This window comes from Shewanella sedimentimangrovi (assembly GCF_017354965.1).
Taxonomy (GTDB): domain Bacteria; phylum Pseudomonadota; class Gammaproteobacteria; order Enterobacterales; family Shewanellaceae; genus Shewanella; species Shewanella cyperi.
In genome coordinates this window covers 956,362-982,286 of the sequence record NZ_CP071502.1, presented here as the reverse complement: position 1 = coordinate 982,286, position 25,925 = coordinate 956,362, and the positions used below count along the sequence as shown (strand labels likewise).

Here is a 25,925-nt window from a genome sequence, read left to right as displayed (position 1 = left end):
AATATCTGCATTCGCCTTGATACAGATCACAATTAAGGCTGGCAATGCCTTTGCGGGTTTCTGTACACTAGCCCACTCTTTGAACCCTAAGTGGATTAGAAATCCCAGTGAGAGCAAGTCGTCAGGCAAAGAAGCTATTGTTTGCCATATTGGCCTGGGCCATTGCCATGGCAGCCTTTGTATTCTTCCGCTATGCGCAATCCCCGGAATTGCCCAAATGGGCGGTCAGCTCTGCGGATCTGGCAACCTTGGCCATCTATATGGGGATAGTGTTCGGCAGCCTGCACTGGATGTCGAATCTGGTCACTGACTTCAGCGCCATTCACCGCCTGCCTTATTTTTTCTCGGTGTTGTTCAAGGGACTGTTTTTGCTACTTGGGGCCACAACCCTTGCTTATATCACCCAATATCTGAACCTCTGGGCCATAGAGAATCACATGGCCACCCTGAGGCAGATGCTGACCGTGCATATTCTTTACAGTCCCTCATTTCAGGCATTGATAGTCTATCTGGTGGTCGTCCGGCTGGGATTGGCCTTTATCGAGCAAATGGGCTTGTTGGTTGGCCCCAGGGTGCTGCTCAATATCGGCCTGGGCAAATATCATAAGCCCAGGTATGAACAACGACTCTTCCTCTATCTGGACATGGTGGCCAGCACCACCCACGCCGAATCCTTGGGTGACTACAGATTCAGCCGCCTGATCCAGGACAGCTTCAGTCTGTTGTCGGATACAGTGGCCAACAATGAAGCCGAAATTTACCGTTACATGGGTGATGCCGTGCTGATCCACTGGCCCATGGAGCAGGGCATCAAGAAAGATCGCTGTTTGAATATCTACTTTGAATTCAGTCAGGAGCTGGCCTGGCAAAGGCAGTTCTTTGAAGAGCGCTACGGATTTGTGCCCAAATTCAAGGCCGCGGCACACTGCGGCCAGGTGGTGGCCGCTGTGGTCGGGGTGCAAAAGCAGGAGATCAGTTTCTTCAGCGATGTGATTAACACCCTGGCCCGCTTGCAGGATCAGTGCAATCCCCTGGGACAGCGGATGCTGATTTCCGGCGCGCTGGCCTCAAGGCTCGACCGCAGCGACAGCGATTATGAGCTGACCGATCTGGGACCGGTGAAGCTTAAGGGTAAACAACACTCTATCGAGGTTTTCGGCGTCAGCCAGAAGAAACCCCAGCAGGACTGATCAAGGCTGCAGCAATTGCTGAATGGCCAACCCAAGGGTTCTGAAGGTCATCAGCCGGCTACTGGTCTGGCGCCACACCAGGCCTATGTCGCGGTAGGGCGCTTCCCCCGGCGGATCCATCACAGTCAATTCAGTGTCCTTGAGGATCCCGGCATCTATTGCCATCTGCGGTAAAAAGGTGGTGCCCAGCTTACTGTCGACCATCTGCACCAGGGTGTGCAAACTGGTGGCGGCAAAGGGATTGATCTTGGTGCTGTCCTTTAACTGGCAGGCACTTATCGCATGGCCGGTAATGCAATGCTCATTTTGCAGCAGGAAAATGCTTTCATCGGGCAACGCCTGGTAATCCACAGGTTCATGAATGCCACCGGCAAGATCCCGGTGCACAACCAGTTTGAAGGGATCGATCCCCACCTTCATGCTGTGAAAACCGCTGGTATCCACAGGCAAAGCCAACAGCAGCAGATCCAGCTCGCCCTTGCCCAGAGCCTCCAGCAGTTTTTCCGTGGTGTCTTCCTTGAGCAGCAGGCTTAAGCCGGGGTAATGCTGCTGGCAGTGGCGCACCACCCGGCTGAGCAGGAAAGGCGCTATGGTGGGAATACAGCCAAGGCGGATCTCCCCTGTCATGGGTTCGCCCTGATTCTTCACCAGCTCCACCAGATCATCTACATCGGTCAGGATCTTACGGCAGCGCCCCACCACTTCTTCACCCACGGCGGTAAACATAAAGGACTTGTGATCCCGCTCTATCAGCTGGTGTCCGAGCTGCTCTTCCAGATTCTGAATTCCGCTCGACAAGGTTGACTGACTCACATGGCACACCTTGGCGGCGCGGTTGAAGTTTTGCTCCTGATGCAGATTCACCAGGTAATAGAAGTTTTTCAGGCTGGGGAGATGTTTCATTTTTCCGATTGCCATCCATTCAATGAATAGATAAAACCTAACACATCAAGGGTGAATACGCCATCGGGATTGGAGCGAGGATTGGAGCAAGGATAGAGAAGCCGGCAAGGATGGGTACAGGGGTAAGCCGGAAAATAAAAACGGCGCAGTCCAGTGACTGCGCCGTTTAGTGAAATCAGAAATCAGGCCTTGGCTTCAAGGAAAGACTTGAGTCTTTGCAGATCGGCAAAAGCATGCTCGGCAATCATACCGAGCCAAAGTTCATGGCCCGCATCCCAACCGGCCTCTTCACCATGCTGCAACAGCTGGGCATATTGCTGAATGCGCTTGAGACCAACACTGCCGGCAGCGCCCTTGAACTTGTGGGCCTCGGCACAGAGGGTTTCCTTGTCTCCGGCTTCCTTGGCCTTGACCAGATTGGCCACATATTCCGGCATCAACTGCTCAAACAGCACCACACTCTTGAGCAGGGTACCGGCACCTATTGCACTGCAATATTGTTCCAGGGTGTTGAGATCCAAAATTGTGTCCAGTTCAGCCGTCGTCATGTAGCTCCCCTTTAAGTGAGAATTCTGTCTGAGACAGGGATGCAGCACCCCCGATGAATTACCCCATCATACCCACTCACACCGGCCTTGCAACCGCGGCAGCAGTGGATTGAGTAAAAGAACTCAGATTTAACAAATGATTAACCAGGACCACAGCTATCCGAAACCGCCCGGTAAGGGGTGTCGGTATAGTGCCCCTGGCCACCCAAAGCCTGCAGCGAATCAAGAATGGCCATCTGCCCTTTCCAGCGATAGCTGCACCAGTCCGGCGCCAGCAACATGGGCCGTTTGGCATAGGCGGTCACCCGGTGAAACAGCACCTGGGCCGGAGTATGGCGAATGAGTTCGGCAGCGCTGAAGGCATAGTCTTCCAGGGTGACAGGTTCAAGTCGCCCGGCCTGCCATTGCCTGGCCATGGTACTGCCGCTCACTATATGCAGGGGATGCAGCTTGAGACCATCAACCCCGAGGCCCAGCACCTTTTTATGGGTATCAATAAAATCCCCGTGGTTTTCCCCCGGCAAACCCAAAATCAGATGGGTGCACACCTTGAGCCCGTGACGCCTTGCCCGCCGCACCGCATCGGCATAAGCATCAAAGCCATGGCCACGATTGATGCGCCTTAGGGTGTCATCATTGGCCGACTGCAACCCCAGCTCAAGCCAGACCTCCAGTCCCTGTTGCTGATACGACGCCAGCAGCGCCAACACCGAATCGGGAACACAGTCAGGCCGGGTCCCCACAAACAGCCCCACTATGTCGCGCTCGGCCACGGCTTCACGGTACTGCCGCTGCAGCACCTCGTAATCACCATAGGTACTGGTGTAAGCCTGGAAATAGGCCAGGTAAGGCGTACCCGGCTCCGCCGCCGGCAATTTTTGGCTCGCCAACTGGGCGGCAATTCCCAGGTTCGCATCGCTTTGATTGAAGGATTGTACGTTGCAAAAGGTGCAGCCCCCCCGTCCCAGGGTGCCATCCCTGTTGGGGCAGCTGAAGCCCGCATCCAGAGTCAATTTCTTCAACCGCCGGCCAAAACGGCGCTTGCACTCATTGCCATAGGTATTCACGTAAGTGTCGAGTCCCAGACTGGCCTCAGACATGGACTGCTCCTGCTCTGATGTGACAAAAGCCGCCAGTCTAGCGGCTGTCACGGCGCCAATCCCTGTGCTGGGTCAAGGCAAGTCGCGGTTGGCCATCAGTAATAGGAATGGCCACAAAAAGCAAAACACATAGATAATCACAAATTTCGAATAGTTAATCACAGACAATTTCTGACACCGCCAAACACTGTGTATGCAAAAAAAATCACTATTTTTAAATCGAAAACAATGGGGGCGCCATGTTACACCCAGGTAAACAAAATTGGACGGTAAATTTAAAATTGCATTTATTCATAATGTTATACGTCAACTTTCTCAGTTGACGTCAACGTAAGCCTTTTCGAAAATCTGTATTAAACGTGATTTTTTACCCATGTTTTATGCAATTTTTGGGTTTGACCTTTAGAGTTTCTCACGATAATTTGGGAAGTTCGGGTGCATATCTATAGCAGTCACTGCTTTCCCCGAGTCGTAGAGGAAGAGGTTTTTCAGGTGGGGAACGTGTTATGAGCTTGTATCATCCCAGTTTTGAGCGGGACAATTGCGGATTTGGTCTGATAGCCCAGATGGATGGCGAGGCCAGCCATAGGATAGTGCGTACCGCGATTCATGGCCTGGATCGGATGAAACACCGTGGTGGTATTGCCGCCGATGGTCGCACCGGCGATGGCTGCGGCCTGTTGATGCAGCTGCCGGTCAAATTCTTTGAGGCCATTGCAGCCGAGAATGACTGGCACCTGTCACGCAAGTTTGCCGTAGGCATGTTTTTCCTCAGCCAGGATCAGGACCGGGTTGCCGCCGCGCGTTTTCTGCTGGAACGTGAGCTGGAAAAGGAAACCCTGAGTATCGCCGGCTGGCGTGAAGTGCCGGTCAATCCCGATGTGCTGGGGGAAATAGGCAAGGCCAGCCTGCCGCGCATAGTGCAGGTGCTGATCAACGCGCCCATTGGTTGGCGCGAGAAGGATCTTGAACGTCGCCTGTACATGGCCCGCCGCCGTCTGGAACAACAGTTGACAGACGATCCCGATTTTTATGTCGCCAGCCTCTCGGGCCAGGTCATAGTTTATAAGGGCCTGATGATGCCCGCCGATCTGCCCGCCTTCTATCCGGACCTGGCCGACATCCGCTTGCAAAGCGCCATCTGTCTGTTCCACCAGCGCTTTTCAACCAACACGTCACCCAAGTGGCCCCTGGCACAGCCCTTCCGCTACCTGGCCCACAACGGTGAGATCAACACTATTACCGGCAACCGCCAATGGGCCCGCGCCCGTGCCTACAAGTTCAACTCGCCACTGCTGCCGGATTTGCAACAGGCCGCGCCCTTCGTCAATGAAACCGGCTCTGACTCGTCCTCTCTGGACAACATGTTGGAAATGCTGCTCTCCGGCGGCATGGATCTGTACCGCGCCATGCGCCTGCTGATCCCGCCTGCGTGGCAGAGCAACCCCGAGATGGACGATGAGCTCAAGGCCTTCTATGACTTCAACTCCATGCACATGGAGCCCTGGGACGGCCCGGCGGGCATAGTCATGACCAACGGCCGCCACGCCGCCTGTGCGGTTGACCGCAACGGTCTGCGTCCATCCCGTTATGTGATCACCAAGGACCGCATCCTGACCCTGGCCTCCGAGGTCGGCATCTGGGACTACGCCGCCGACGAAGTGGTGGAAAAGGGCCGGGTTGGTCCCGGTGAACTGCTGGTGCTCGACACCCTCAGCGGTCGTTTGTACCAATCCTTTGAAATCGATAACGATCTCAAGCGCCGTCATCCCTACAAGGAATGGATGGCCAAGAACAGCCGTACCCTCAAGAGCGCCGAGCAAATGAGCGCCGAGCAACAGGGTGCCGCTGAATTCACCCCCGAAAACCTGTTGTGTTACCAAAAGCTGTTCGGCTACAGCCGTGAAGAGCTGGAGCAGGTGATCTGGGTATTGGCGTCCCAGGGCGAAGAAGCCGTGGGCTCCATGGGAGACGATACTCCGATGGCAGTACTGTCAAGCCAGCAGCGTTCCCTGTACGACTACTTCAGGCAGAAGTTTGCCCAGGTCACCAACCCGCCGATAGATCCGCTCAGGGAAAAACACGTGATGTCCCTGGCCACCTGTGTCGGCCGCGAGCAGAACCTGTTCAACGAAACCACGGGCCATGCCTACCGGGTGATGTTCAACTCCCCTATCCTGCTGTTCAGCGACTTTAACCAGTTGATGTCGCTGGATAAGGCCTACTATCGCGCCAACACGGTCGACCTTAACTACGACCCGGCCGAAGGGCTTGAAAAAGCCATAGTGAGGATCACCGAAGATGCCGAGCGGCTCGCCCGCACCGGCACCACACTGCTGGTGCTGTCGGACCGGGCCGTGGCCAAGAACCGCCAAATTATTCCCGCTGCCATGGCCGTGGGCGCCGTACAGCAGATGCTGGTATCCAAGAGCCTGCGCTGCGACACCAACATCATAGTGGAGACGGCATCCGCCCGGGATCCGCACCACTTTGCGGTGCTGCTGGGCTTTGGTGCCACCGCCATCTACCCTTACCTGGCCTATGAATCCATTGCCGATCTCGCCCGCCGTAACGGTCAGGACGATTTCGCCGCCCTGATGCTCAACTTCCGCTATGGCATTGAGAAAGGCCTGCGCAAAATAATGTCCAAGATGGGCATCAGCACAGTCGGCTCCTACCGCTGCAGCCAGCAGTTCGAAGCCATAGGTCTGGCAAGCGAAGTGATAGAACTCTGCTTCAAGGGCGTGGTCAGCCGCATTGAGGGTGTGGGTTTCGAAGCCATCGCCAGCGATCAGGCCAAGCTGCACCTGGCCGGTTTCCGTCCCCATCAGGGCCTGACCCAAGGCGGCTTGCTGAAGTATGTGGCTGGGGGCGAGTACCATGCCTTTAACCCGGATGTGGTCAACACCCTGCAGGCCTCATTGCGGGAGCGCGACTATGGCAAATACAAGCAATTCGCCCGCCTGGTGGATGACCGTCCCGTGGCCATGCTGCGGGATCTTATCCATATCAAGGCCGGCCAGGCTGCCATAGCGCTGGACCAGGTGGAGCAGGCCAAGTCTCTGTATCCGCGTTTTGACAGTGCCGCCATGAGCATCGGCGCCCTGAGCCCCGAGGCCCACGAGGCCCTGGCCATAGCCATGAACCGCCTGGGTGGCCGCTCCAACTCAGGGGAAGGTGGTGAGGACGCCGGTCGCTTCAACAGCGAGCGCAACTCGGCTATCAAGCAGATTGCCTCGGGCCGCTTTGGGGTGACCGCACACTATCTGGTGAACGCCGAGGTGCTGCAGATCAAGATTGCCCAGGGGGCCAAGCCCGGTGAGGGTGGACAGCTGCCGGGGCACAAGGTCAGTGTTGAAATCGCCGGCCTGCGCCATGCGCGTCCGGGTGTCACCCTGATCTCACCGCCGCCGCATCACGATATCTATTCCATTGAGGATCTGGCGCAGCTGATCTTCGATCTCAAGCAGATCAACCCCAAGGCTTTGGTGTCGGTCAAGCTGGTATCTGAACCCGGTGTTGGCACCATAGCCACCGGCGTGGCCAAGGCCTATGCGGATATGATCACCATCTCCGGCTATGACGGCGGCACCGGTGCCAGCCCGCTGACCTCGGTCAAATATGCCGGCTCACCCTGGGAGCTGGGCCTGGCCGAAGTGCACCAGTCCCTGGTGGACAATGGTCTGAGACACAAGATCCGCCTGCAGGTGGACGGTGGCCTCAAGACCGGCACCGACGTAATCAAGGCCGCGCTGCTGGGAGCAGAAAGCTTCGGCTTTGGCACCGTGCCCATGATAGCCCTGGGCTGTAAGTACCTGCGTATCTGTCACCTGAACAACTGCGCCACCGGCGTCGCCACCCAGGATCAGAAACTGCGCCAGCAACATTTCCACGGCCTGCCGGAGCGGGTGATGACCTACTTCGAATTCGTGGCCGAGGAAGTGCGCGAATGGATGGCCAAACTCGGTGTCAGCCAATTTGAAGAATTGGTGGGCCGCAGCGATTGGCTGCAGGCCGTCGAAGGCAGCACAGACAAGCAGCGTGGCCTGGATCTCAGTCCCATACTGTACCGCCCAACGGTACGTCCCGGCAGTGCCGCCAGCTGGCGCGAGACCAATCCACCATCGGATCCCGGCCTGCTGAACCAACACCTGTTGGAAGAGTGTCGTCAGGCAATCGACGAAGACGAAGGCTTTGTCGGCAGCTTCAGCATCAGCAACACCGACCGCTCAGTGGGGGCATCCCTGTCCGGCTACATAGCCAGTCGCCATGGGGTCAAGGGTTGTCAAAAAGCACTCAAACTCAGCTTTAACGGCAGCGCCGGTCAGAGCTTCGGCGTCTGGAACGCCCCCGGGGTGGAGTTGTCCCTGTGCGGTGATGCCAACGACTATGTGGGTAAAGGCATGTCCGGAGGCAAGATTGCCCTGTATCCGCCCGTCGGCAGTCCGTTCCAGAGTGAACGCAGCGCCATCATAGGCAACACCTGCCTGTACGGCGCCACCGGCGGCAAGCTGTTCGCAGCCGGTCAGGCCGGGGAACGCTTCGCGGTGCGCAACTCGGGCGCCATTGCTGTGGTGGAAGGCGTGGGCGACAACGGCTGCGAATACATGACCGGCGGCATAGTGCTGGTGCTCGGCAAGACCGGGGTGAACTTCGGTGCCGGCATGACGGGTGGCTTCGCCTATGTGTTCGATCAGTTCAATCGCTTCAGTCGCAGGGTCAACACCGAGTTGGTCGACACCCACAAGCTGACCTCGGTAATCCATCAGCAGCACCTCAAGGGCCTGATAGAACAGCATGTGGCCGAGACCGGCAGCGAGCATGCCAGGATGATCCTGAGCGATTTTGAAAACTGGCTCGACTGCTTCGTGCTGGTCAAACCCAAGAATGTGGAAATGGCCGATCTGCTGCGTTTGGAGCAGTCCGAGGCCAAGCTGGCGGTCAAGGCGGGGTAATAGACAATGAGTAACGATTTCCAATTTATTGCCGTGGATCGCAACGCTCCAGCGAAGCCACGACCTGTGCTGTGCACGGATGATGTTATCGCATTCCACCAGCGCGCTTTACCGGGTCAGTTTAAGGCGGGGTAACAAAGTATGAGCAACGATTTTCAGTTTATTGAAGTAGGCCGCATCGACCCTTCAAAGCAGCCGCTGAAACTGCGTACCAGTCAGTTTATCGAGATCTATCAGCCCTTTAACCAGGGCGAAGTGAAGGCCCAGGCAGACCGCTGCCTGGACTGCGGTAACCCCTATTGCGAGTGGAAGTGCCCACTGCACAATTACATTCCCAACTGGCTGAAGCTGGCCCAGCAGGGACGCATTATGGAAGCGGCGGATCTGGTGCACGAGACCAACACCCTGCCGGAGATCTGCGGTAGGGTCTGTCCCCAGGACAGGCTCTGCGAGGGCGCCTGCACCCTCAATGACGAGTTTGGCGCCGTCACCATAGGTAACGTGGAGAAATACATCACAGATACGGCGTTGGCCCAGGGCTGGCGCCCGGATCTGAGCAAGGTGACCCCACGCAGCGAGCGGGTTGCCATAGTGGGCGCGGGCCCTGCCGGGCTCGGCTGCGCCGATATCCTGGCCCGCAACGGCATCAAGGCCGTGGTGTACGACAAGTATCCCCAGATAGGCGGCCTGCTGACCTATGGCATTCCGGCCTTCAAGCTCGACAAGTCGGTCATGCAGACCCGTCGCACTGTGCTCGAAGGCATGGGCATAGAATTCCGTCTGGGCGTCACCGTCGGCAAGGATATTGCCTTTGATACCCTGCTCAATGAATTTGACGCCGTGTTCCTCGGCATGGGCACCTACAAGGCCATGGCTGCCGGGCTTCCCGGTGAGGATGCCGATGGCGTGTTGCAGGCCCTGCCCTTCCTGATTGGCAATACCCATAAGCTGATGGGCAGCGCCAGTGCCGAGCATCCCTATATCGATCTCGCCGGCAAGAAGGTCGTGGTGCTCGGTGGCGGTGACACAGCCATGGACTGCGTCCGCACTGCTGTGCGTCAGGGAGCCGCCGAGGTGACCTGCGCCTACCGCCGCGACGAGGCCAACATGCCCGGCTCCCGCCGTGAGGTACAAAATGCCCGCGAGGAAGGGGTCAAGTTCCTGTTCAACCGCCAACCCACGGCCATCAAGACCGAGGGCGGCAAGGTAGTGGGCATTGAATGCGTCGAGACCCGCATGGGTGAGGCCGATGCCAGCGGTCGCCAAAGCGCCGAGGTCATTCCCGGCAGTGAACAATTGCTTGAGGCCGATGCCATCATCATCGCCTTTGGTTTCCAGCCAAGCCCCGCGCCCTGGTTTGCGGATTTCGGCATAGCCCTCGACGACAGGGGCCGGGTCAAGGCCGCCAAAGAGGCCAACAACCCGTTCCAGACCAGTAACCCCAAGGTATTCGCCGGTGGCGATATGGTGCGGGGCTCGGATCTGGTGGTCACCGCCATTGCCGAGGGACGCGATGCGGCCCTGGGTATCCTCAACTTCCTGGAGACGGCCAAGGCCTGATCCCGGCACAGCTTGCTTGTGTCTTGCGCATCCAAGGGGGGGACCCGCGGATGCGCCTTTTTATTTGACCTGACTGTTTGTCTTCCCCATCCGCTCCCTGTGACCCGGCCGCGCCATATGGTATATTGCGGCGATATTTTCCCATTCCCTAAGGTCACCCCATGAAAATCGGAATCATAGGCGCCATGGAGCCCGAAGTGGCTCACCTGCTCGCCGCCCTGGAAAACAGTGAAAGCCGCACCATTGCCGGCATCGAATTTACCCAAGGCCTGCTCGGCGGCCGTGAGGTGATAGTGATCCGCAGTGGCATAGGCAAGGTGGCGGCCGCCATCGCAACCACCCTGCTTATCCAGGAATACCAACCCGATGCGGTGATCAACACGGGCTCCGCCGGCGGCTTTGTCGACAGCCTGACCATAGGTGACATAGTGATAGCCAACGAAGTGCGCTACCACGATGTGGACGTCACCGCTTTTGGCTACGAGATTGGCCAGATGGCCCAGCAACCGGCCGCCTTTGTGGCCGACTCTCGCCTCACTGCCGCCGCCAAGCAAGCTGTGGCCGCCCTGGGTGAAGTGAAAACCCTGGAAGGCCTGGTCTGCACCGGCGACAGCTTTATCTGCGATCCTGCCCGTACCGCCAAGATGCGCGCCGATTTCCCCACCATGGCCGCCTGTGAAATGGAAGGCGCCGCCATCGCCCAGGTTTGCCACCAGTTCAAGGTGCCCTTTGCGGTGATCCGCTCCCTGTCGGACAATGCCAACAACGACAGCCCGGTGGATTTCGAGTCCTACCTGATCAAGGCCGGACACCACTCGGCCCTGATGGTGATGGAACTGCTAAAGCACCTGTAAGCCATGACCGCCTCCTTCTTTGACCGCTTGCTGCAACTCGATGGCGCCATGTTCGAGGGTTTCCTCGTGCTGCTGTGCGCCCTGCCCCTGGCACGGCTGGCGCCGCTGCCAAGGGAGATGCAGCCCCTGGTCTGGTTTGGAGTGCTGGCCAAACGCCTGGCCGCCAAGGTGAATCACAACCACAGGCATCCCAGTCAACAGTTGACCGCCGGATTGCTCTCGGCACTCTTGCTGATCCTGCCCTTCTGGGCCATCGTCAGCTTCCTGCTGCAACTGGCGGCCTTTCCCTGGTTCTTTGAGTTCCTGGTGCTCTACCTGTGTTTGAGCGATGCCAGTTTTGCCCAGGTGGCCGAAGACATAGACAAGGCGCTGCAACGTAACGACAAGGAACACGCCAGGGTTCAGCTCGGCCAATGGCTGGCGCGGGATACCGGCGAGCTGTCTGAGGTCGGCATAGTCAAGGCCACCATAGAAAAGCTGGTGACCTCCCCCGTGTACGGCACCGCCGCCGTGGTGTTCTTCTTTGCCATCGCCGGCGCCCCTGCGGTGCTGGCGGTACGCATGGTCAAGCAACTGGAGCTGGTGTGGCCGCCGGTATCGCCGAAATACCGCTACTTCAGCCGCCCGGTGCAGCTGCTCAGCCATGTGCTGCTGTTGCTGCCCTCCTGGCTCTGGAGCCTGACCCTGGCCATACTCGGCGGTCCCAAGGGCTATGCCGCCCTGCTGCGCCCCTTGCCGGGTAAGCAGCCCCACGCCAATGCCCTGCGACCGGCCACAGTGGCCGCCAACATTCTGGGCGTGGAACTTTGCGGTCCGCAGCGCCACAATGGTGAGCGCGTCGCCATAGCCCCCATCAAGGGCGGTCCCAAGCCGGACCGCAGCGCCATAGCGCCGGCGGTGCGATTGTCAAACCGCGCCTGCCTGCTGTGGTTCCTGTTTCTGCTGCAACTGCCCCTGACCTGGACAGTGCTGCGACTGCTGCAAGCCCAGTAACACCAAACTGCAGCGCAGCCCCTGTCATTCGGGGCGTCAGGCAGTATAATGTAGGGCTGCCGGTCACTGGCCGCCGGCACACAGTTCCCCCGGGCCAGAATCCTTTTTCGGAGCCTCATCTTGCTAGAAAACATGCAAATTTCCCTGACCACACCGGCCCTGTTATTTCCGGCGATCTCCCTGTTGCTGCTCGCCTACACCAACCGCTTCTTCGCCCTGGCAGCCCTTATCCGCAGCCTCTCCAGCGGCGAGCAGCCGGTACATCAGGATCAGATTAAAAATTTGCGGCAGCGCATCGTCATTATCCGTCGCATGCAGGAAGCCGGGGTGCTGAGTTTCGCCCTGTGCGTACTGTGCATGATCTTTATTTACCTTGGCTTTTTGCACACTGGCTCGCTGATCTTCGGTGCCAGCCTGCTGCTGTTGCTGTATTCGCTGATCCTGTCGGTAATTGAAATCCGCATTTCGGTCGATGCCCTCAATATCCACCTCAAAGAGATGAGCAAATGAGCTGGATTTATTTCTTTGACCTCTGTGGTACCTCGGTATTTGCCCTTACCGGCGCCCTGGCAGCTGGCCGGCATCGCATGGATCCCTTCGGCGTGACAGTACTGGCTGCGGTGACGGCCGTCGGCGGCGGCACCATACGGGACAGCATCATAGGTGCCACCCCTGTGTTCTGGCTCAGGGATCCCAACTACATCATAGTGATACTGGCGACCGTATTGGCCACACTGCTGCTGGTACGCAGACCGCGCAAGGTGCCCCAATACACCTTGCCCCTAGCCGATGCCCTGGGGCTGGCGCTCTTTACCGTCATAGGTGCCCAGAAGGCCCTGAGCCTTGGCCTCAACGGCATGTCCGCCGTGGTCATGGGCTTGATTACCGGCGTGGGAGGAGGCATTATCCGGGATCTGCTTTGCAGGCAAATCCCCATGGTGCTGCGGACCGAAATTTACGCCACCGCTTCCATTATTGGCGGCATAGGTTACACCGTCAGCCTGCAGCTGGGCATGGGTCCCAAGGTTGCCCTGTGGCTGGCCATGCTCAGCACCCTGGCCATACGTCTGGCCGCGATCCGCTGGCACCTGTCGCTGCCGGCCTTTGATTTGAAAACCAAGAGAGAGTGACATTGCGATTTTTAGGTTTCTTGCTTTGGTGTATTGCAGCGCCGCTGTTGGCCGATACGGGCGAAATGCCCAGGGAGCAGCAGATGGCGGTGAACTATATCAAGGCACTGACCGATCATGACTATGCCACCCTGGCCACCTTCTACAACCGGGACAGCGTATTCCAGGACCGCACCGCCGGCCGCAAATACAAGGGCGGTCGCTTTATCATAGGTTTCTTCCAACGGGCCCATGCCGGGGTGCTGGAATACAATTTCAACATAGAGCACATGTACAACACGGGCTCACTGGTGGTGATGATAGGCAACTATCACTTCAAGGGGCCGGGTGAGCAGTTCGGCAAGCCGGGCAAGATCATAGATGTGGCCGTGCCTGCGGTGACCACTCTGGCGCTGGATCTCAATAACCACAGGGTGCAGGAGCACCTGGATCTTATCGACTACCAAACCATGGCTGACCAGTTGTCGATGCAGTAGCAGTTATTGAACCAGCTGTGAATAAAGAATGGCTGCAAATAAAAAGGGCGCCCGATGGCGCCCTTTTTATTGATATGTATGATTGAACAGATTTATCAGTCCAGAGTCACCCGGGCAAACTTGCGCTTGCCGACCTGGAATACCGCCTGGGTACCGGCTTGCAGCACCAGCTTGGTGTCTTCCACCTTGTCGCCATCCATCTTCACCGCGCCCTGCTTGATCATCCGCATGGCATCCGAGGTGGAGCCCACCAGATCCGCGTCCTTGAGCAGATTGGCTATGGCCAGACCTTCGGCACCGGCGCTCAGGGTCAGTTCCGGCATCTCATCGGGCATGGCGCCCTTCTGGAAGCGGTCGATGAAGTTCTGGTGTGCCTTGTCGGCGGCTTCCTGGTTGTGGAAGCGGGCGATGATTTCCTTGGCCAGGGCTATCTTGATGTCGCGGGGGTTGGCACCCTCAGCCACATCGGCACGGAACTGCTCAATTTCCGCCAAAGGACGGAAAGACAGCAGCTCGAAGTAACGCCACATCAGCTCATCGGAGATGGACATGATCTTGCCGAACATTTCGTCCGGTGCTTCGCTGACGCCTATGTAGTTGGCAGCGGACTTGGACATCTTCTTGACCCCGTCCAGACCTTCCAGCAGTGGCATCATGATCACCGTCTGGGGCTTTTGGCCTTCCGCCTTTTGCAGCTCGCGGCCCATCAACAGGTTGAACTTCTGATCTGTCCCGCCCAGCTCCACGTCGGCCTTGAGCGCCACAGAGTCATAGCCCTGCAGCAAGGGGTACATGAATTCATGGATGGCGATGGACTGGCCGCTGTTATAGCGCTTCTTGAAGTCGTCGCGCTCCATCATGCGGGCCACTGTCTGCTGGGAGGCCAGGCGGATCATACCGGCGGCACCCAATGGCTCGAGCCAGCTGGAGTTGAATTCGATACGGGTCTTGGCCGGATCGAGGATTTTGTACACCTGCTCCTTGTAGGTCTCGGCATTGGCCAATACCTGCTCACGGGTCAGGGGCGGACGGGTGCTGTTCTTGCCGCTCGGATCGCCCACCATGCCGGTGAAGTCACCGATGAGGAAGATCACCTCGTGTCCCAGTTCCTGGAACAGACGCAATTTGTTGAGGATAACGGTATGACCCAGGTGAATGTCGGGGGCGGTCGGATCCGCGCCGAGCTTGATCCTCAAGGGGCGACCTTCCTTGAGTTTTCCCAGCAGATCGGACTCCAGCAATATCTCGTCCGTACCACGTTTAATTTCTGCTAATACCTGGTCTAAATCAGCCATTTTGGCAGCTACCCCTGAGATTCAAATGCAATCAAAGAGACTTATGTTACTTGTTAGCCAGAGCAAATGAAAGTGTGTACACTAGGCCCAGGCAAACTGAGACAGGTAAACGGTAAAGGGCTCAATGGGAAAGGTCATTACACTCTTCAAATTACTCCCGAAAAAGCACCAGATCATAGTGAGTATTTTGTTGCTTTTTGTCACTGCCAGCCTGTTTTTCCCCTCTGAGCCCGCCCAGGCATCAAAAAATGCCGACGAGCCCAGTACCCATGCGGAAACCGGGGAACGCTATCAGCTGCCTTTGGCCTTTCGTACCCCCACAGCCCCCAGCAACGACTCAGGTAATCCCGATACCGAGCTTGGCACCCGTGTGCCCGGCGCCATAGTGGAGCCCAAAATAGAAGAACCGCTGGCGCCACAGGCCAAGGACAGCGACAAACTGCACCAAACCGTGGAGCACTTTGAAGTGGAAAAGGGCGACACCCTCGCCGCCCTGTTCCAGCGCGCCAATCTGTCGAGCCGCGATGTCTATGAAATAACCCAGCTGCCGCTGGCGAAAAAGAATCTGCTGAAGATCATGCCCGGTGAAGAACTGGTGATAGCAAAGGATGCCGAGGGACAGCTGACCGAACTCAGCTACCGCATAGACGCGGTCTCCACCCTGTTTATCCGCCGCGATGGTGAAGGTTACCGTGAAGATGTGCAGGTCAAGGAAGTGGAGCTGCGTACCCAATTTGCCCAGGCCAGCATCAAGAGCAACTTCTGGAATGCGGCAGTTGATGCCGGTTTAACCGCTTCGCAAATCATGGAGCTGGCGACGCTTTTTGGCTGGGACATAGACTTTGCTTTGGATCTGCGTGAGGGCGATACCTTTGCCCTTATCTATGAGCAGCAATTTGCCGACGGTGAATTTCTCAAGAACGGCGCCATTCTGGCTGCCGAATTCATCAATCAGGGCGACCGTTATACTGCGGTACGCTTCAGCGATGGCAACTACTATTCCGAGTCCGGCCAGAGCATGCGCAAGGCCTTCCTGCGCTCACCGGTGGACTTCAAGTACGTCAGCTCCAACTTCAACCCCAAGCGCCTGCATCCGGTCACGGGCCAGGTCAAGGCCCACAGGGGTGTGGACTATGTGGCGGCCATAGGCACCCCCATCAAGGCTGCCGGTCGGGGGCGGGTGATAGAGGCGGGCTACAACCAGTTCAACGGCAACTATGTGTTTATCAAGCACAATGAAACCTATACCACCAAGTACCTGCATCTGAACAAACGCAAGGTGAAAAAGGGCGACACGGTCAAGCAGGGGCAGGTCGTGGGCACCCTGGGTAAAACAGGACGGGTCACCGGCGCCCATCTGCACTACGAATTTATCGTCAACGGCGTACACCGCAACCCCCGTACAGTGGATTTGCCCAAGGCCGAATCCATTGCCGCCGCCGACAAGGCCAAATTTACCCTTATCAGCCAGGATTTGATGGCTAAACTTCAACATAACAAGCAACTGCAAGTGGCGATGACGCCCTGAGTATCCCGATGAAAAGTGCCTATTACGTGGGGCTGATGTCCGGCACCAGCATGGACGGTGTCGATGCCGTACTGGTGGACTTTGCCGGTGACGCCCCGGCCCTGGTGGCCAGCCATACCGAAGCCTTTCCCGAGCACCTGTTCAAGGGGTTGCAGCGCCTGTGCCAGCCGGGCCAGGATGAAATCAACCGCCTGGGGCGGCTCGATCGCAGCGTTGGCCTGCTGTTTGCCAAGGCGGTCAACGAGTTACTGAACGTTGCCGGGGTAGACAAATCCCAGGTGCGCGCCATCGGCAGTCACGGCCAGACGGTGCGCCACATGCCGAATCTGGAAGTGGGCTTTACCCTGCAAATTGGCGATCCCAACACCATAGCGGCCATGACGGGCATAGACGTGATTGCCGACTTTCGCCGCAAGGACATAGCCCTTGGTGGCCAGGGCGCGCCCCTGGTACCGGCCTTCCACCAGCAACTGTTTGCCCGCGAAGGCCAGCAGCGGATCATCCTCAACATAGGTGGCATAGCCAACCTCACCTATCTGCCCGGTAACGCCGACAAGGTGCTGGGCTTTGATACCGGCCCGGGCAACACCCTGATAGATGCCTGGATCCGCGAAGTGCGCCAGGAAAGTTTCGACCGCGACGGTGCCTTTGCCGAAGAGGGCACGACCCACCCGGCACTGCTGGCCCAGTTGCTGTCACACCCCTACTTTTCACTCGATTACCCCAAGAGCACAGGGCGGGAACTGTTCAACCATGCCTGGCTGGAGCAGCAACTGGCGCCCTATGGCAATCTGGCGGAGGAAGATGTGCAGTCGACCCTGCTGGATCTCACCTGTCACAGCATTGCCCAGGACATCAACAAACTGTCGGCCAAGGGTGAGCTCTATGTCTGTGGCGGTGGCGCCCTTAACGGCGCCCTGATGCGACGCTTGGCTGCCCTACTGCCGGGCTACAGTGTGGCCACAACCTCGGCACTGGGAGTTGATCCCAAGTGGGTTGAGGGTATCGCCTTTGCCTGGCTGGCACTGAGGCACGATTTGGGTCTGCCGGCCAACCTGCCGGCGGTCACGGGAGCCAGCCGCGAAGCGGTGCTGGGTGCCCGTTTCCCCGCAGCCTGAAGCAGCTCTTGCCGGGGCCAGCAGCGCCCCGGCCCCGACTTTTACACACACTGAACTTTTTCTCACCAACGGCAGATGTTAACATCGCGCCCATTAAGCCCCTTATTGAGCACATAACCATGAGCAATCAGCGCAAATCCCTGGCCCAAATTACCGCCCTCACCCCGGAAGGCCGCTACGACTACCTGGTGGAACAGGTCAAGGAACACAAGGAAATCTGGACCCTGCAGGACAATGACGGCTGCGTCATGCTGACCACCGAAGATGAAGACTGCATCCCCATGTGGCCATCGGAAGAAGCCGCTGCCCAGTGGGCCGTGGACGATTGGCAGGACTGCCAGCCCCTGTCCATTCCGCTGAATGAATGGGAAGAACGCTGGGTGTCCGGCATGGAAGACGACGAACTGATGGTGGCCGTATTCCCGGTGCAGGACGATCTGGGTGTGGTGGTACAGCCCTGGGAACTGCAACAACGCCTGCAGCCCAAGACCAAGCACTAGGAGTCTGTGATGGCCGAGTTACCCTTGAAGCAGATGCCCAAACGCCTGCTGGCCCTGATCCTGCTGTACGCGGCTGCCGCCGTCAGCGGTCTTTGGGTTCAACAGGGAGTGAGCTTCTGCATCCTGACCCTGCTGATGGTGCTGGCCGTGCTGGCACGCCAGCGCGCCGGCCTGTGGTTCCTGCGCGGCTATACTCTGGTGCAGCTGGCGCTGGTGAGCCTGATGCCCTTTATCCTGGATCAGGGCAGCAACGTCAGCACAGGGCCCAACAGCCTCAATGTTGGCGGAATGGAGCTTAAGCTGTCCGATTATGCCATCTTTGCCATTCTCATCGCCCTGAGCATGGTGCAGGTGTGGCTGGCCTTCACCCCCAAGGTGGCCCAATGGTTCAAGCGCAGCCAGAGCTTCAATTTAATGCAATAAATCGGCGAACAAGCCGACCGTAAGGCACAAAAAAGCCGTCCCTTGGGACGGCTTTTTGATTGCGATTCAGAGACCCGGGCGCGGCATCAAACGGAGAAGCTGGCACCGCAACCACAGGTGGTGGTGGCATTGGGGTTCTTCACGAAGAAACGTGAACCCTCCAGGCCAGAGGTGTAATCCACTTCGCCACCGACCAGGTACTGCAGACTCATGGGGTCCACCACCAGCTGTACGCCCTGCTTCTCGACGGTGAAGTCACCCTCATTGACCTTCTCATCAAAGGTGAATCCGTACTGGAAACCGGAACAACCGCCACCGGTCACATATACCCGCAGCTTGAGGGCCTCGTTTTGCTCCTCTTCCAGCAGGCTCTTCACCTTGGCAGCTGCCGCGTCGGTAAACTTAATGGGCATTGCTGCGTCAGCTTGATCAGTCATTACTACCTCGTACTTCAGTATTCTGTGCCGAATTATCCGTTACCTGACTATTTTGTTCAAGTATTATACCGGCTTCTTTTTGGCCCTCCAGCAGCTCCGGCAGGCTGAATTCCTGCTCGGTCTGGGCGCCTTTGCTCCAACGGCTGGCCGGCACTATCACCTTGACCCGCACCCGCTTGAGTTCGAAATCCGCCGGAACCAGCAACTCGGATTCCAGTACCTGAAAATAACGGAATTCGAAACCGCTGAACTTGCCGCCGGCCTTGCTGATATCCAACTCGGTTGGCTTATTGTCACGCAGGCCTATCAAGGTGGCCTCAACCCGCCCCTTGAGCGCCTGTTTACGCTTTTGCAGCTGGGTCAATACCAGCTTGAGCTTTTGACTCCCGGGTTGCAAGCCGGGCAGCAATTCCAGACCGTGGATCGACACACCATCGGCATTTTCCCCCGGCGCCATAATGGCCCGGTAAAAGGCCAGCTCCCGCTCCAGCGCCTTTTGCTGTTGATGCTGCTCGGCGAACATCTGCTTCAGCCTGTCATTGGCATCCCGCTCCAGCGCCAGCTCCAGGTTGCGGCTGGCCAGTTGTTGGGCCTGCTCGGTCAACTGCGCCGCCAACTGCTTGCTCTTACCGCCCCCCAGGCTGATGGGGGTATTATCCAGCGCCAACCAGGAATGGTAGCTCAGGGCTCCCAGCACAAAGGCCACCAGCATCAGGGCACTGAGGTACCAGCTTGATGGCCTGAATTTGCGCTCCATCACTTGCAGCCGATCCAGCCAGCGGTGATAATTCCCCATTGGATAACAACCTCTTATAATAAACATTTTGCCGGAGTCGCGGCTCCGGCAGCGCAGAATAACAGCAAGCACCCCGCCAAGGCCAGTCGAACCTGTGGGGGCTTGTGCTACTCCAGCAGGCGGTTCCGTGACAGTGCGAGCAAAGCTTATCAAACTCAGGCAAGGGATCCACAGCTACCTGCGCGGTGAGCTGAGGGACAAGTTGTCCGAAGCCCGAACCAGCCTGCAGTTGTGCGCCCTGGCGCTGTTGTTCGCCATCCTGGCGTCTCTGGTGATCCTGCTGTTCCGCCTGTTGCTGCAATGGGCCGATAGTTACACCCATATTCAGGAAATGGACTTCAGTGACATGTTGCACAACTGGCGGGCGCTGCTGCCGTTGATTGGCGCCCTGTTGATCTGGATGGTGGCGGCCCTGGGTTCCCGCCGCTACCGCCGCATGGGCATAGCCTATGTGCTGCACCGCTATAAATTGCACTATGGCAAGATCCCGCTGCAGTCGGCACCGGGACAGTTTTTCCAGGCCCTGTTTGCCTTGGGTACCAACTTTTCCGTGGGCCGCGAAGGCCCGGCCATTCATCTGGGCGCCGTCAGCGCCAGCGTGCTGGCGGAAAAGTTCCGCTTGCCGGACAACAGTGTACGCATCATGTGCGCCAGCGGCATAGCGGCGGGGATTGCCGCCACCTTTAATGCCCCGCTGGCGGCGGTGATCTTCGTATTCGAGGTAATAGTGCGCGAGTACAAGATCCATTACTTCTTTCCCATCATTATTTCCGCCCTGTGCGGCGCTGTTTCCAGCCAGCTGGTGTTCGGCAACGTGCACGAATACGACAGCATTGAAGTGATCCGCATTCCGTTGGATCACTATCCAGTGCTGGCCCTGGGCGGCATAGTGCTGGGGGTGGCTTCCGCCGGCTTCAACTCAGCGCTGCTCCGGGTTACCCAACTTGGAAAGCATTGGCCACTGGTAGTCCGACTGTTGCTGGCCGGTACCATCACCACGGCAGTGGGCATAGCCTTACCCCAGGCCCTGGGTTCCGGGGACTTTGCCATCGATGTTGCCATCTCGGACAATCCGGCACTCTGGTTTCTGCTGGCACTGCTGGCCGGTAAGGTGATAGCCACCATAGCCGCCATTGGCCTTGGGATCCCCGGCGGCCTGATAGGTCCCCTTTACGGCATAGGTGCGCTGCTGGGGGCGATACTGGCCTTGGTAACCAGCCTGATGTTCCCGTCCATTGCCGCTTACGTCGGCCTCTACACAGTGATCGGCATGACGGTCATGATGGGGGTCTGCCTCAGCGCCCCCCTGGCCGCCCTGGTGGCCCTGCTGGAGCTGACCAATGATGCCGCCATCATAATGCCGGCCATGTTCGTGATGGTGCCGGCGTTTTTGACCGCCCATCAATGGTTCCGTACCGAGTCGGTATTCTTCCGCCAGCTTGACCTGATGGGCCTGGGCTACAAGGTGCCCCCGGTCAATCAGGGACTGCAAAAGGTCGGGGTACGGGCGCTCATGGACAGGCGCTTTGTGATAGTGAACAACAATGATGAACTGTTGCTGGAAGTCTTGAAGCGGGCCGAAGGCCGACCCGTGATGGTACGCAATGCCGAAGGGCAAATAGAGATGCTGCGCCTGGAAATGCATTCCTTCGAAGATGAGACAACCCTGTCACGCCAACCCATGGAAGGCGTACCTGACAATGCCAGCCTCGACCAGGTGTATGAGTTACTGCTGCCCAAACGCAGCGGCGAGGTCTACATCTATCAGGACACGCCGGAGCAGGTGGTGGGCGTGATTAGCTGGGGCAATCTGCAACAACAAATCCGTGCCGGCGAAGTCTGATCCGCCAGCGCTGGATTTTGGCCGGCGCCATTTCAAAGCCCCCGCCCATCTGCTATAGTTGCGCCTCAGCCAAACCCTACAAATAATCAGGGCCGCAACCCAGGGTTGCCACGCCCCCTAGCTATTGGAAAACAGGCTGATGACTCAGTTTCAGGGATCTCACATCCTCTCCGTAAACCAGTTGGATCTGGACTCAATCCACACCATTTTCAGTGTCGCCGAACGTATGGCTCCCTATGCCCTGCGGGAAAAGCGTACCCGGGTACTCGACGGTGCGATTCTGGGCAACCTGTTTTTCGAACCCAGCACCCGCACCCGCGTCAGCTTTGGCTGCGCCTTCAACCTCCTGGGTGGTCGGGTGGCCGAAACCGTAGGTATGGCCTCATCCTCCCTGTCCAAGGGTGAATCCCTGTACGACACGGCCAGGGTGCTGTCGACCTATTCGGACGTCATCGCCATGCGCCACCCCGATGCCTATTCGGTGCGTGAGTTTGCTGAGGGCAGCCGGGTGCCGGTGATCAACGGCGGCGACGGCCCCAATGAACACCCGACTCAGGCGCTGCTGGATCTGTTCACCATCCAAAAAGAACTGAATCAGGGCGGTCGCGGCATCGACGGCATGCATATTGCCATGGTGGGCGATCTGAAATTTGGCCGCACGGTGCACTCGCTGTCGCGTTTGCTGTGTATGTACAAGAACATCAATTTCACCCTGATTTCGCCAACCGAGCTGGCCATGCCCGATTATGTGATCGCCGACATTGAAAATGCCGGCCACAAGGTCACAATTACCGATCAGCTGGAAGGACACCTGGACAAGGCGGATATTCTGTACCTGACCCGTATCCAGGAAGAGCGCTTCCCATCACAGGAAGAGGCCAACAAGTACCGCGGCAAGTTCAGGCTCAACCGCAGCATCTATACCCAGCACTGCAAGTCCAACACAGTCATCATGCATCCACTGCCACGGGACTCCCGCGCCCAGGCCAACGAGCTGGACAATGATCTGAACAGCCATCCGAACCTGGCCATCTTCCGCCAGGCGGACAATGGCTTGCTGATCCGCATGGCGCTGTTTGCCCTGACACTGGGGGTCGACAGCCAGCTGGAAAAATATGAGTGTGCGGTTAACTGGTATTCACGCAAAGCCGATTTCTGATATCGGCCAAAGACATAAAGGATCTATACATGACCCGTTCCGAAACCTTGTTTGAACAGGCAAAAAAATCCATTCCCGGCGGTGTAAACTCGCCGGTGCGCGCCTTCAACGGTGTTGGCGGCACCCCACGCTTTATTGAGAAGGCCGATGGCGCCTACATTTATGATGCCGACGGCAAGGCCTATGTTGATTACGTGGGTTCCTGGGGCCCGATGATCCTCGGCCACAACCACCCTGCCATTCGTGAAGCCGTACTCAAGGCGGTGCACAACGGCCTGTCCTTCGGCGCGCCCACCGAACTGGAAGTGACCATGGCCGAAAAGGTCATTGAGATGGTGCCTTCCATGGATCAGGTGCGCATGGTCAGCTCAGGCACCGAAGCCACCATGAGCGCCATCCGTTTGGCCCGCGGTTTCACCAAGCGCGACAAGATTTTGAAATTTGAGGGTTGCTATCACGGCCACGCCGACTGTCTGCTGGTTAAGGCCGGCTCAGGCGCCCTGACCCTGGGCCAACCCAGCTCTCCCGGCATCCCGGAAGATTTCGCCAAGCACACCCTGACCGCCGTCTATAACGACCTGGACTCGGTGAAGACCTTCTTCGAGCAATATCCGGAAGAAATCGCCTGTATCATTATCGAGCCCGTGGCCGGTAACATGAACTGTATTCCCCCGGTCCCCGGTTTCCTGCAAGGTCTGCGCGCCCTGTGTGATCAATATGGTGCCCTGCTGATCATCGACGAAGTGATGACCGGCTTTCGCGTCTCCAAGAGCGGCGCCCAGGGGCATTACGGCGTGACGCCGGATCTCACCACTCTGGGTAAGGTTATCGGCGGCGGTATGCCGGTCGGCGCCTTTGGTGGCAAGAAAGAAGTGATGCAGTATCTGGCCCCCGCCGGTCCTGTGTACCAGGCAGGAACCCTGTCCGGAAACCCCATAGCCATGTCCGCCGGTTTGGCTCAGCTCGATGCCCTGTGCGCCGAAGGCCTCTATGAGGAACTCGCCGCCAAGACCAAGCGCATCGCCGAAGGCTTCAAGGCCGCCGCAGACAAGCACGGCATCCCAATGGCCATCAACTATGTGGGTGGCATGTTCGGCTTCTTCTTCACCGACGAGCCGGAAATTACCCGTTTTGAGCAGGTGACCCGCTGCAACATGGAACAATTCCGCGCCTTCTACCACGGCATGCTCGACGAAGGTGTCTATTTGGCACCGAGCGCCTATGAAGCAGGTTTCCTGTCCATGGCCCACGGTGATGCGGAAATTGAGGCCACCCTGGCCGCAGCCGACCGTGTACTGGCCCGCATGAAGTAAGCCTCACTTTTTCGATTAAAGGACGCTGCGGCGTCCTTTATTTTTGCTGTTCAAGTCAGGAATAGCGCCCGTATTGCTGCATATTGGATGCGGTATAAAACGCCATGGGGTTAAGCGACAAACCGGTCAGGATCCGGTAATTGATTTGGCACTGAATATTATCTGCTGGCGATACCAACAAGTGTCAGTTAAAGCTGCCAGCAAACCAATCAGCCCACTTGATAATTCAGCATTTATCTCTGTATCACAATAAATGTTCCAGATTTATCTCTGCAAAATGAAATGTTTCACCTGATCCAGCTCACAAAAATTAGACGAATTGTTATACCGCTAACAGTTGCGTTCTGCCCCTGGTTATGGTCTGATCCGCACGCCTTCCACAGGCACCAATGCAAACGGCTTTTCTTATCTGAAACAGCCCGCGCATTTCTCGGCCCCAACGGGCCTGAATAAATACAATCAGCAGTTGGAAATGCATTTATGCTCTACACCTTTCTGATCATTTTGGCAGTGCTGGCACTGCTGAGCATCATCTTTGAAGAGGTTACTCACCTTAACAAAGCCAAAACCACCCTGTTTTTCGGTTGTGTCTCCTGGATTGCCCTGTTTATGCATGCCGGCAATGGCGAACATACCAAGCTGGTGGCCGAGTCTCTGAACGAAAACCTGTTGGAAATCGCAACGCTCTGGCTGTTTCTGATGTCAACCATGACCTTTGTGGCCTATCTGAACGCCAAGGGCATGATCCAGATAATGGTGCAGAAGATTTTCCCGCAGAAAGTCACCGTCCGCATGCTGATGATCCAGGTGGCGCTGTTCTCACTCTTGCTGTCGGCCTTCTGTGACAACGTCACCGCCACTCTGGTGTCCCTGGGTCTGTTGACCACCTTTAAACTCGACAAGCAGATGCGCCGCCGTATGGCCGTGCTGATCATCTTCGCGGTGAATTCAGGTGGTGTGGCACTGATCACAGGCGACGTAACCACGCTGATGATCTTTTTGAGCGGCCACGTGCATATCTCTGAACTGCTGATCCTGTTCATTCCCGCGGCCGCCAGTGTGCTGCTGCTGGCGGTACTCTTCTCCATGAACGCCAGCGGCGAAGTCAGTACCACCCCCATCAAGCGCAGCTATCAGAAGGTGGATGTGGCCATTGCCGTCATCTTCTTCTGCACCATTATCATGACCATGGTGCTGAACGTGCTGTTCGGCATACCGCCGGTACTGACCTTCCTCAGCGGTCTGTCCATCATGTTCCTGGTGGGCCACACCGCCCGCAGCGACAAGGAAGAAATCAAGATCCTTGAGTACATACGTCAGGTGGAATACGACACCCTGCTGTTCTTCCTCGGCATCCTGCTGCTGGTGGGCATGCTTAAGGAAATCGGTACCCTGAACATGCTGACCGAGGTCTACGCCATGTTCGACCCCAATATTTCCAACTTCGTCACGGGTATGGGTTCGGCACTGATTGACAACGTGCCCCTGACCGCAGCCCTGCTGAAGGCACAACCGGTACTCACTACCCCCGAGTGGCTGGGCCTGACCTATGCCGTGGGTGTGGGTGGTTCACTGCTGGTGATTGGCTCGGCGGCCGGTATTGTGGCCATGAGCAAGGTGAAGGAACTGACCTTCGTCAGCTATCTCAAGTACGTGCCATCCCTGCTGCTGTCCTACAGCGCAGGCTATGCCCTGACCCTGCTGATGGCATACAAATTCTTCGCCTGAGCTTAGGTCTTAAGCATAGATTTGAAGCTGATTCTGAGAAAACAAAAAGGCGCCCCCGGGCGCCTTTTTGCTTTCA

General features: G+C 57.5%; 22 protein-coding genes. 16 read left to right on the top strand and 6 right to left on the bottom strand.

Annotation, left to right across the window (positions count from 1 at the left end; translation table 11 throughout):
- The first annotated feature begins 107 nt into the window (after positions 1 to 107).
- Positions 108 to 1,190, top strand: a complete 1,083-nt coding sequence (locus tag JYB85_RS04090) for an adenylate/guanylate cyclase domain-containing protein (protein WP_228289688.1) — start codon at positions 108 to 110, stop codon at positions 1,188 to 1,190.
- Here JYB85_RS04090 and oxyR read toward each other — a convergent pair whose 3' ends face one another.
- The 3 genes from oxyR to JYB85_RS04075 form a co-directional block, all read right to left on the bottom strand.
- The gene (gene oxyR / locus JYB85_RS04085) at positions 1,191 to 2,093 is read right to left on the bottom strand and encodes a hydrogen peroxide-inducible genes transcriptional activator OxyR (protein ID WP_207325564.1); all 903 of its coding nucleotides are present in this window, start codon (positions 2,091 to 2,093) and stop codon (positions 1,191 to 1,193) included. It abuts the gene before it with no gap.
- Between the two features lie 182 nt (positions 2,094 to 2,275).
- On the bottom strand, positions 2,276 to 2,641 hold the full coding sequence (locus JYB85_RS04080) for an Hpt domain-containing protein (RefSeq protein WP_207322141.1): 366 nt from the start codon (positions 2,639 to 2,641) through the stop codon (positions 2,276 to 2,278).
- A gap of 140 nt (positions 2,642 to 2,781) precedes the next feature.
- On the bottom strand, positions 2,782 to 3,726 hold the full coding sequence (locus JYB85_RS04075; RefSeq protein ID WP_207381961.1) for a TIGR01212 family radical SAM protein: 945 nt from the start codon (positions 3,724 to 3,726) through the stop codon (positions 2,782 to 2,784).
- A gap of 521 nt (positions 3,727 to 4,247) precedes the next feature.
- Between JYB85_RS04075 and gltB the strand changes: the two genes are divergently transcribed.
- The 7 genes from gltB (at position 4,248) to JYB85_RS04040 (ending at position 13,709) form a co-directional block, all read left to right on the top strand.
- The gene (gene gltB / locus JYB85_RS04070) at positions 4,248 to 8,696 is read left to right on the top strand and encodes a glutamate synthase large subunit (protein WP_207381173.1); all 4,449 of its coding nucleotides are present in this window, start codon (positions 4,248 to 4,250) and stop codon (positions 8,694 to 8,696) included.
- A gap of 141 nt (positions 8,697 to 8,837) precedes the next feature.
- Positions 8,838 to 10,256 carry an FAD-dependent oxidoreductase gene (locus JYB85_RS04065; protein ID WP_207381172.1) on the top strand — a complete coding sequence of 473 codons (1,419 nt, stop codon included), beginning with the start codon at positions 8,838 to 8,840 and terminating at the stop codon, positions 10,254 to 10,256.
- Between the two features lie 161 nt (positions 10,257 to 10,417).
- Complete coding sequence (locus JYB85_RS04060) at positions 10,418 to 11,110, top strand: 5'-methylthioadenosine/S-adenosylhomocysteine nucleosidase (RefSeq protein WP_207381171.1); 693 nt, start codon at positions 10,418 to 10,420, stop codon at positions 11,108 to 11,110.
- Positions 11,111 to 11,113: 3 nt separating this feature from the next.
- A complete protein-coding gene (locus JYB85_RS04055) occupies positions 11,114 to 12,103 on the top strand; it encodes a cobalamin biosynthesis protein CobD/CbiB (protein WP_207381170.1) in 990 nt (329 codons plus the stop codon).
- Between the two features lie 132 nt (positions 12,104 to 12,235).
- Positions 12,236 to 12,613: a DUF2721 domain-containing protein gene (locus tag JYB85_RS04050; protein ID WP_207323086.1), complete on the top strand. Its 378-nt coding sequence runs from the start codon at positions 12,236 to 12,238 to the stop codon at positions 12,611 to 12,613.
- Entirely contained in the window at positions 12,610 to 13,233 is a 624-nt protein-coding gene (locus JYB85_RS04045) for a trimeric intracellular cation channel family protein (RefSeq protein ID WP_207381169.1), read from the top strand. Before JYB85_RS04050 ends, JYB85_RS04045 begins: the two co-directional genes overlap by 4 nt.
- Before the next feature lie 2 nt (positions 13,234 to 13,235).
- A complete protein-coding gene (locus tag JYB85_RS04040) occupies positions 13,236 to 13,709 on the top strand; it encodes a nuclear transport factor 2 family protein (protein WP_407695873.1) in 474 nt (157 codons plus the stop codon).
- 95 nt (positions 13,710 to 13,804) lie between these two features.
- On the opposite strand, the gene tyrS is transcribed toward JYB85_RS04040, so the two are convergent.
- Positions 13,805 to 15,004, bottom strand: coding sequence for a tyrosine--tRNA ligase (tyrS, locus tag JYB85_RS04035; RefSeq protein ID WP_207381168.1), 1,200 nt, complete (start codon positions 15,002 to 15,004; stop codon positions 13,805 to 13,807).
- A 124-nt stretch (positions 15,005 to 15,128) separates the two neighbouring features.
- Here tyrS and JYB85_RS04030 point away from each other — a divergent pair, with 124 nt between their 5' ends.
- The 4 genes from JYB85_RS04030 to JYB85_RS04015 all read left to right on the top strand — a co-directional run bounded on the left by JYB85_RS04030 (position 15,129) and on the right by JYB85_RS04015 (position 18,573).
- Entirely contained in the window at positions 15,129 to 16,532 is a 1,404-nt protein-coding gene (locus tag JYB85_RS04030) for a peptidoglycan DD-metalloendopeptidase family protein (RefSeq protein WP_207381167.1), read from the top strand.
- An 8-nt stretch (positions 16,533 to 16,540) separates the two neighbouring features.
- Positions 16,541 to 17,650 (top strand): anhydro-N-acetylmuramic acid kinase, encoded by a 1,110-nt coding sequence (locus tag JYB85_RS04025; RefSeq protein ID WP_207381166.1) that lies wholly within the window; start codon positions 16,541 to 16,543, stop codon positions 17,648 to 17,650.
- Positions 17,651 to 17,769: 119 nt separating this feature from the next.
- Positions 17,770 to 18,150 carry a DUF2750 domain-containing protein gene (locus tag JYB85_RS04020; protein ID WP_207381165.1) on the top strand — a complete coding sequence of 127 codons (381 nt, stop codon included), beginning with the start codon at positions 17,770 to 17,772 and terminating at the stop codon, positions 18,148 to 18,150.
- 9 nt (positions 18,151 to 18,159) lie between these two features.
- A complete protein-coding gene (locus JYB85_RS04015; RefSeq protein WP_207381164.1) occupies positions 18,160 to 18,573 on the top strand; it encodes a hypothetical protein in 414 nt (137 codons plus the stop codon).
- Between the two features lie 86 nt (positions 18,574 to 18,659).
- On the opposite strand, the gene erpA is transcribed toward JYB85_RS04015, so the two are convergent.
- Both erpA and JYB85_RS04005 read right to left on the bottom strand, forming a co-directional pair.
- A complete protein-coding gene (gene erpA / locus JYB85_RS04010) occupies positions 18,660 to 19,010 on the bottom strand; it encodes an iron-sulfur cluster insertion protein ErpA (RefSeq protein WP_207322130.1) in 351 nt (116 codons plus the stop codon).
- Complete coding sequence (locus JYB85_RS04005; RefSeq protein ID WP_207381163.1) at positions 19,003 to 19,806, bottom strand: DUF6776 family protein; 804 nt, start codon at positions 19,804 to 19,806, stop codon at positions 19,003 to 19,005. Before JYB85_RS04005 ends, erpA begins: the two co-directional genes overlap by 8 nt.
- A 127-nt stretch (positions 19,807 to 19,933) precedes the next feature.
- Here JYB85_RS04005 and JYB85_RS04000 point away from each other — a divergent pair, with 127 nt between their 5' ends.
- From JYB85_RS04000 to nhaD, 4 genes are all read left to right on the top strand, one after another.
- A complete protein-coding gene (locus tag JYB85_RS04000; RefSeq protein WP_207381162.1) occupies positions 19,934 to 21,649 on the top strand; it encodes a chloride channel protein in 1,716 nt (571 codons plus the stop codon).
- A 139-nt stretch (positions 21,650 to 21,788) separates the two neighbouring features.
- The gene (locus JYB85_RS03995) at positions 21,789 to 22,808 is read left to right on the top strand and encodes an aspartate carbamoyltransferase (RefSeq protein ID WP_207381161.1); all 1,020 of its coding nucleotides are present in this window, start codon (positions 21,789 to 21,791) and stop codon (positions 22,806 to 22,808) included.
- A 29-nt stretch (positions 22,809 to 22,837) separates the two neighbouring features.
- Positions 22,838 to 24,121, top strand: coding sequence for a glutamate-1-semialdehyde 2,1-aminomutase (hemL, locus tag JYB85_RS03990; RefSeq protein ID WP_207381160.1), 1,284 nt, complete (start codon positions 22,838 to 22,840; stop codon positions 24,119 to 24,121).
- Positions 24,122 to 24,601: 480 nt separating this feature from the next.
- Positions 24,602 to 25,849 carry a sodium:proton antiporter NhaD gene (gene nhaD / locus JYB85_RS03985; protein WP_207381159.1) on the top strand — a complete coding sequence of 416 codons (1,248 nt, stop codon included), beginning with the start codon at positions 24,602 to 24,604 and terminating at the stop codon, positions 25,847 to 25,849.
- The last annotated feature ends 76 nt before the right edge of the window (positions 25,850 to 25,925 follow it).

Bases quoted from the DNA above. Each gene is read 5' to 3' on its own strand.
- JYB85_RS04030 (WP_207381167.1), top strand. From the start codon at position 15,129: ATGGGAAAGGTCATTACACTCTTCAAATTACTCCCGAAAAAGCACCAG.
- JYB85_RS04025 (WP_207381166.1), top strand. From the start codon at position 16,541: ATGAAAAGTGCCTATTACGTGGGGCTGATGTCCGGCACCAGCATGGAC.
- JYB85_RS04080 (WP_207322141.1), bottom strand. From the start codon at position 2,641: ATGACGACGGCTGAACTGGACACAATTTTGGATCTCAACACCCTGGAA.
- JYB85_RS04065 (WP_207381172.1), top strand. From the start codon at position 8,838: ATGAGCAACGATTTTCAGTTTATTGAAGTAGGCCGCATCGACCCTTCA.
- JYB85_RS04050 (WP_207323086.1), top strand. From the start codon at position 12,236: ATGCAAATTTCCCTGACCACACCGGCCCTGTTATTTCCGGCGATCTCC.
- JYB85_RS04055 (WP_207381170.1), top strand. From the start codon at position 11,114: ATGACCGCCTCCTTCTTTGACCGCTTGCTGCAACTCGATGGCGCCATG.
- JYB85_RS04005 (WP_207381163.1), bottom strand. From the start codon at position 19,806: ATGGGGAATTATCACCGCTGGCTGGATCGGCTGCAAGTGATGGAGCGC.
- JYB85_RS04015 (WP_207381164.1), top strand. From the start codon at position 18,160: ATGGCCGAGTTACCCTTGAAGCAGATGCCCAAACGCCTGCTGGCCCTG.
- JYB85_RS04045 (WP_207381169.1), top strand. From the start codon at position 12,610: ATGAGCTGGATTTATTTCTTTGACCTCTGTGGTACCTCGGTATTTGCC.
- gltB (WP_207381173.1), top strand. From the start codon at position 4,248: ATGAGCTTGTATCATCCCAGTTTTGAGCGGGACAATTGCGGATTTGGT.
- hemL (WP_207381160.1), top strand. From the start codon at position 22,838: ATGACCCGTTCCGAAACCTTGTTTGAACAGGCAAAAAAATCCATTCCC.
- erpA (WP_207322130.1), bottom strand. From the start codon at position 19,010: ATGACTGATCAAGCTGACGCAGCAATGCCCATTAAGTTTACCGACGCG.
- tyrS (WP_207381168.1), bottom strand. From the start codon at position 15,004: ATGGCTGATTTAGACCAGGTATTAGCAGAAATTAAACGTGGTACGGAC.
- JYB85_RS04020 (WP_207381165.1), top strand. From the start codon at position 17,770: ATGAGCAATCAGCGCAAATCCCTGGCCCAAATTACCGCCCTCACCCCG.
- JYB85_RS04060 (WP_207381171.1), top strand. From the start codon at position 10,418: ATGAAAATCGGAATCATAGGCGCCATGGAGCCCGAAGTGGCTCACCTG.
- oxyR (WP_207325564.1), bottom strand. From the start codon at position 2,093: ATGAAACATCTCCCCAGCCTGAAAAACTTCTATTACCTGGTGAATCTG.
- nhaD (WP_207381159.1), top strand. From the start codon at position 24,602: ATGCTCTACACCTTTCTGATCATTTTGGCAGTGCTGGCACTGCTGAGC.
- JYB85_RS03995 (WP_207381161.1), top strand. From the start codon at position 21,789: ATGACTCAGTTTCAGGGATCTCACATCCTCTCCGTAAACCAGTTGGAT.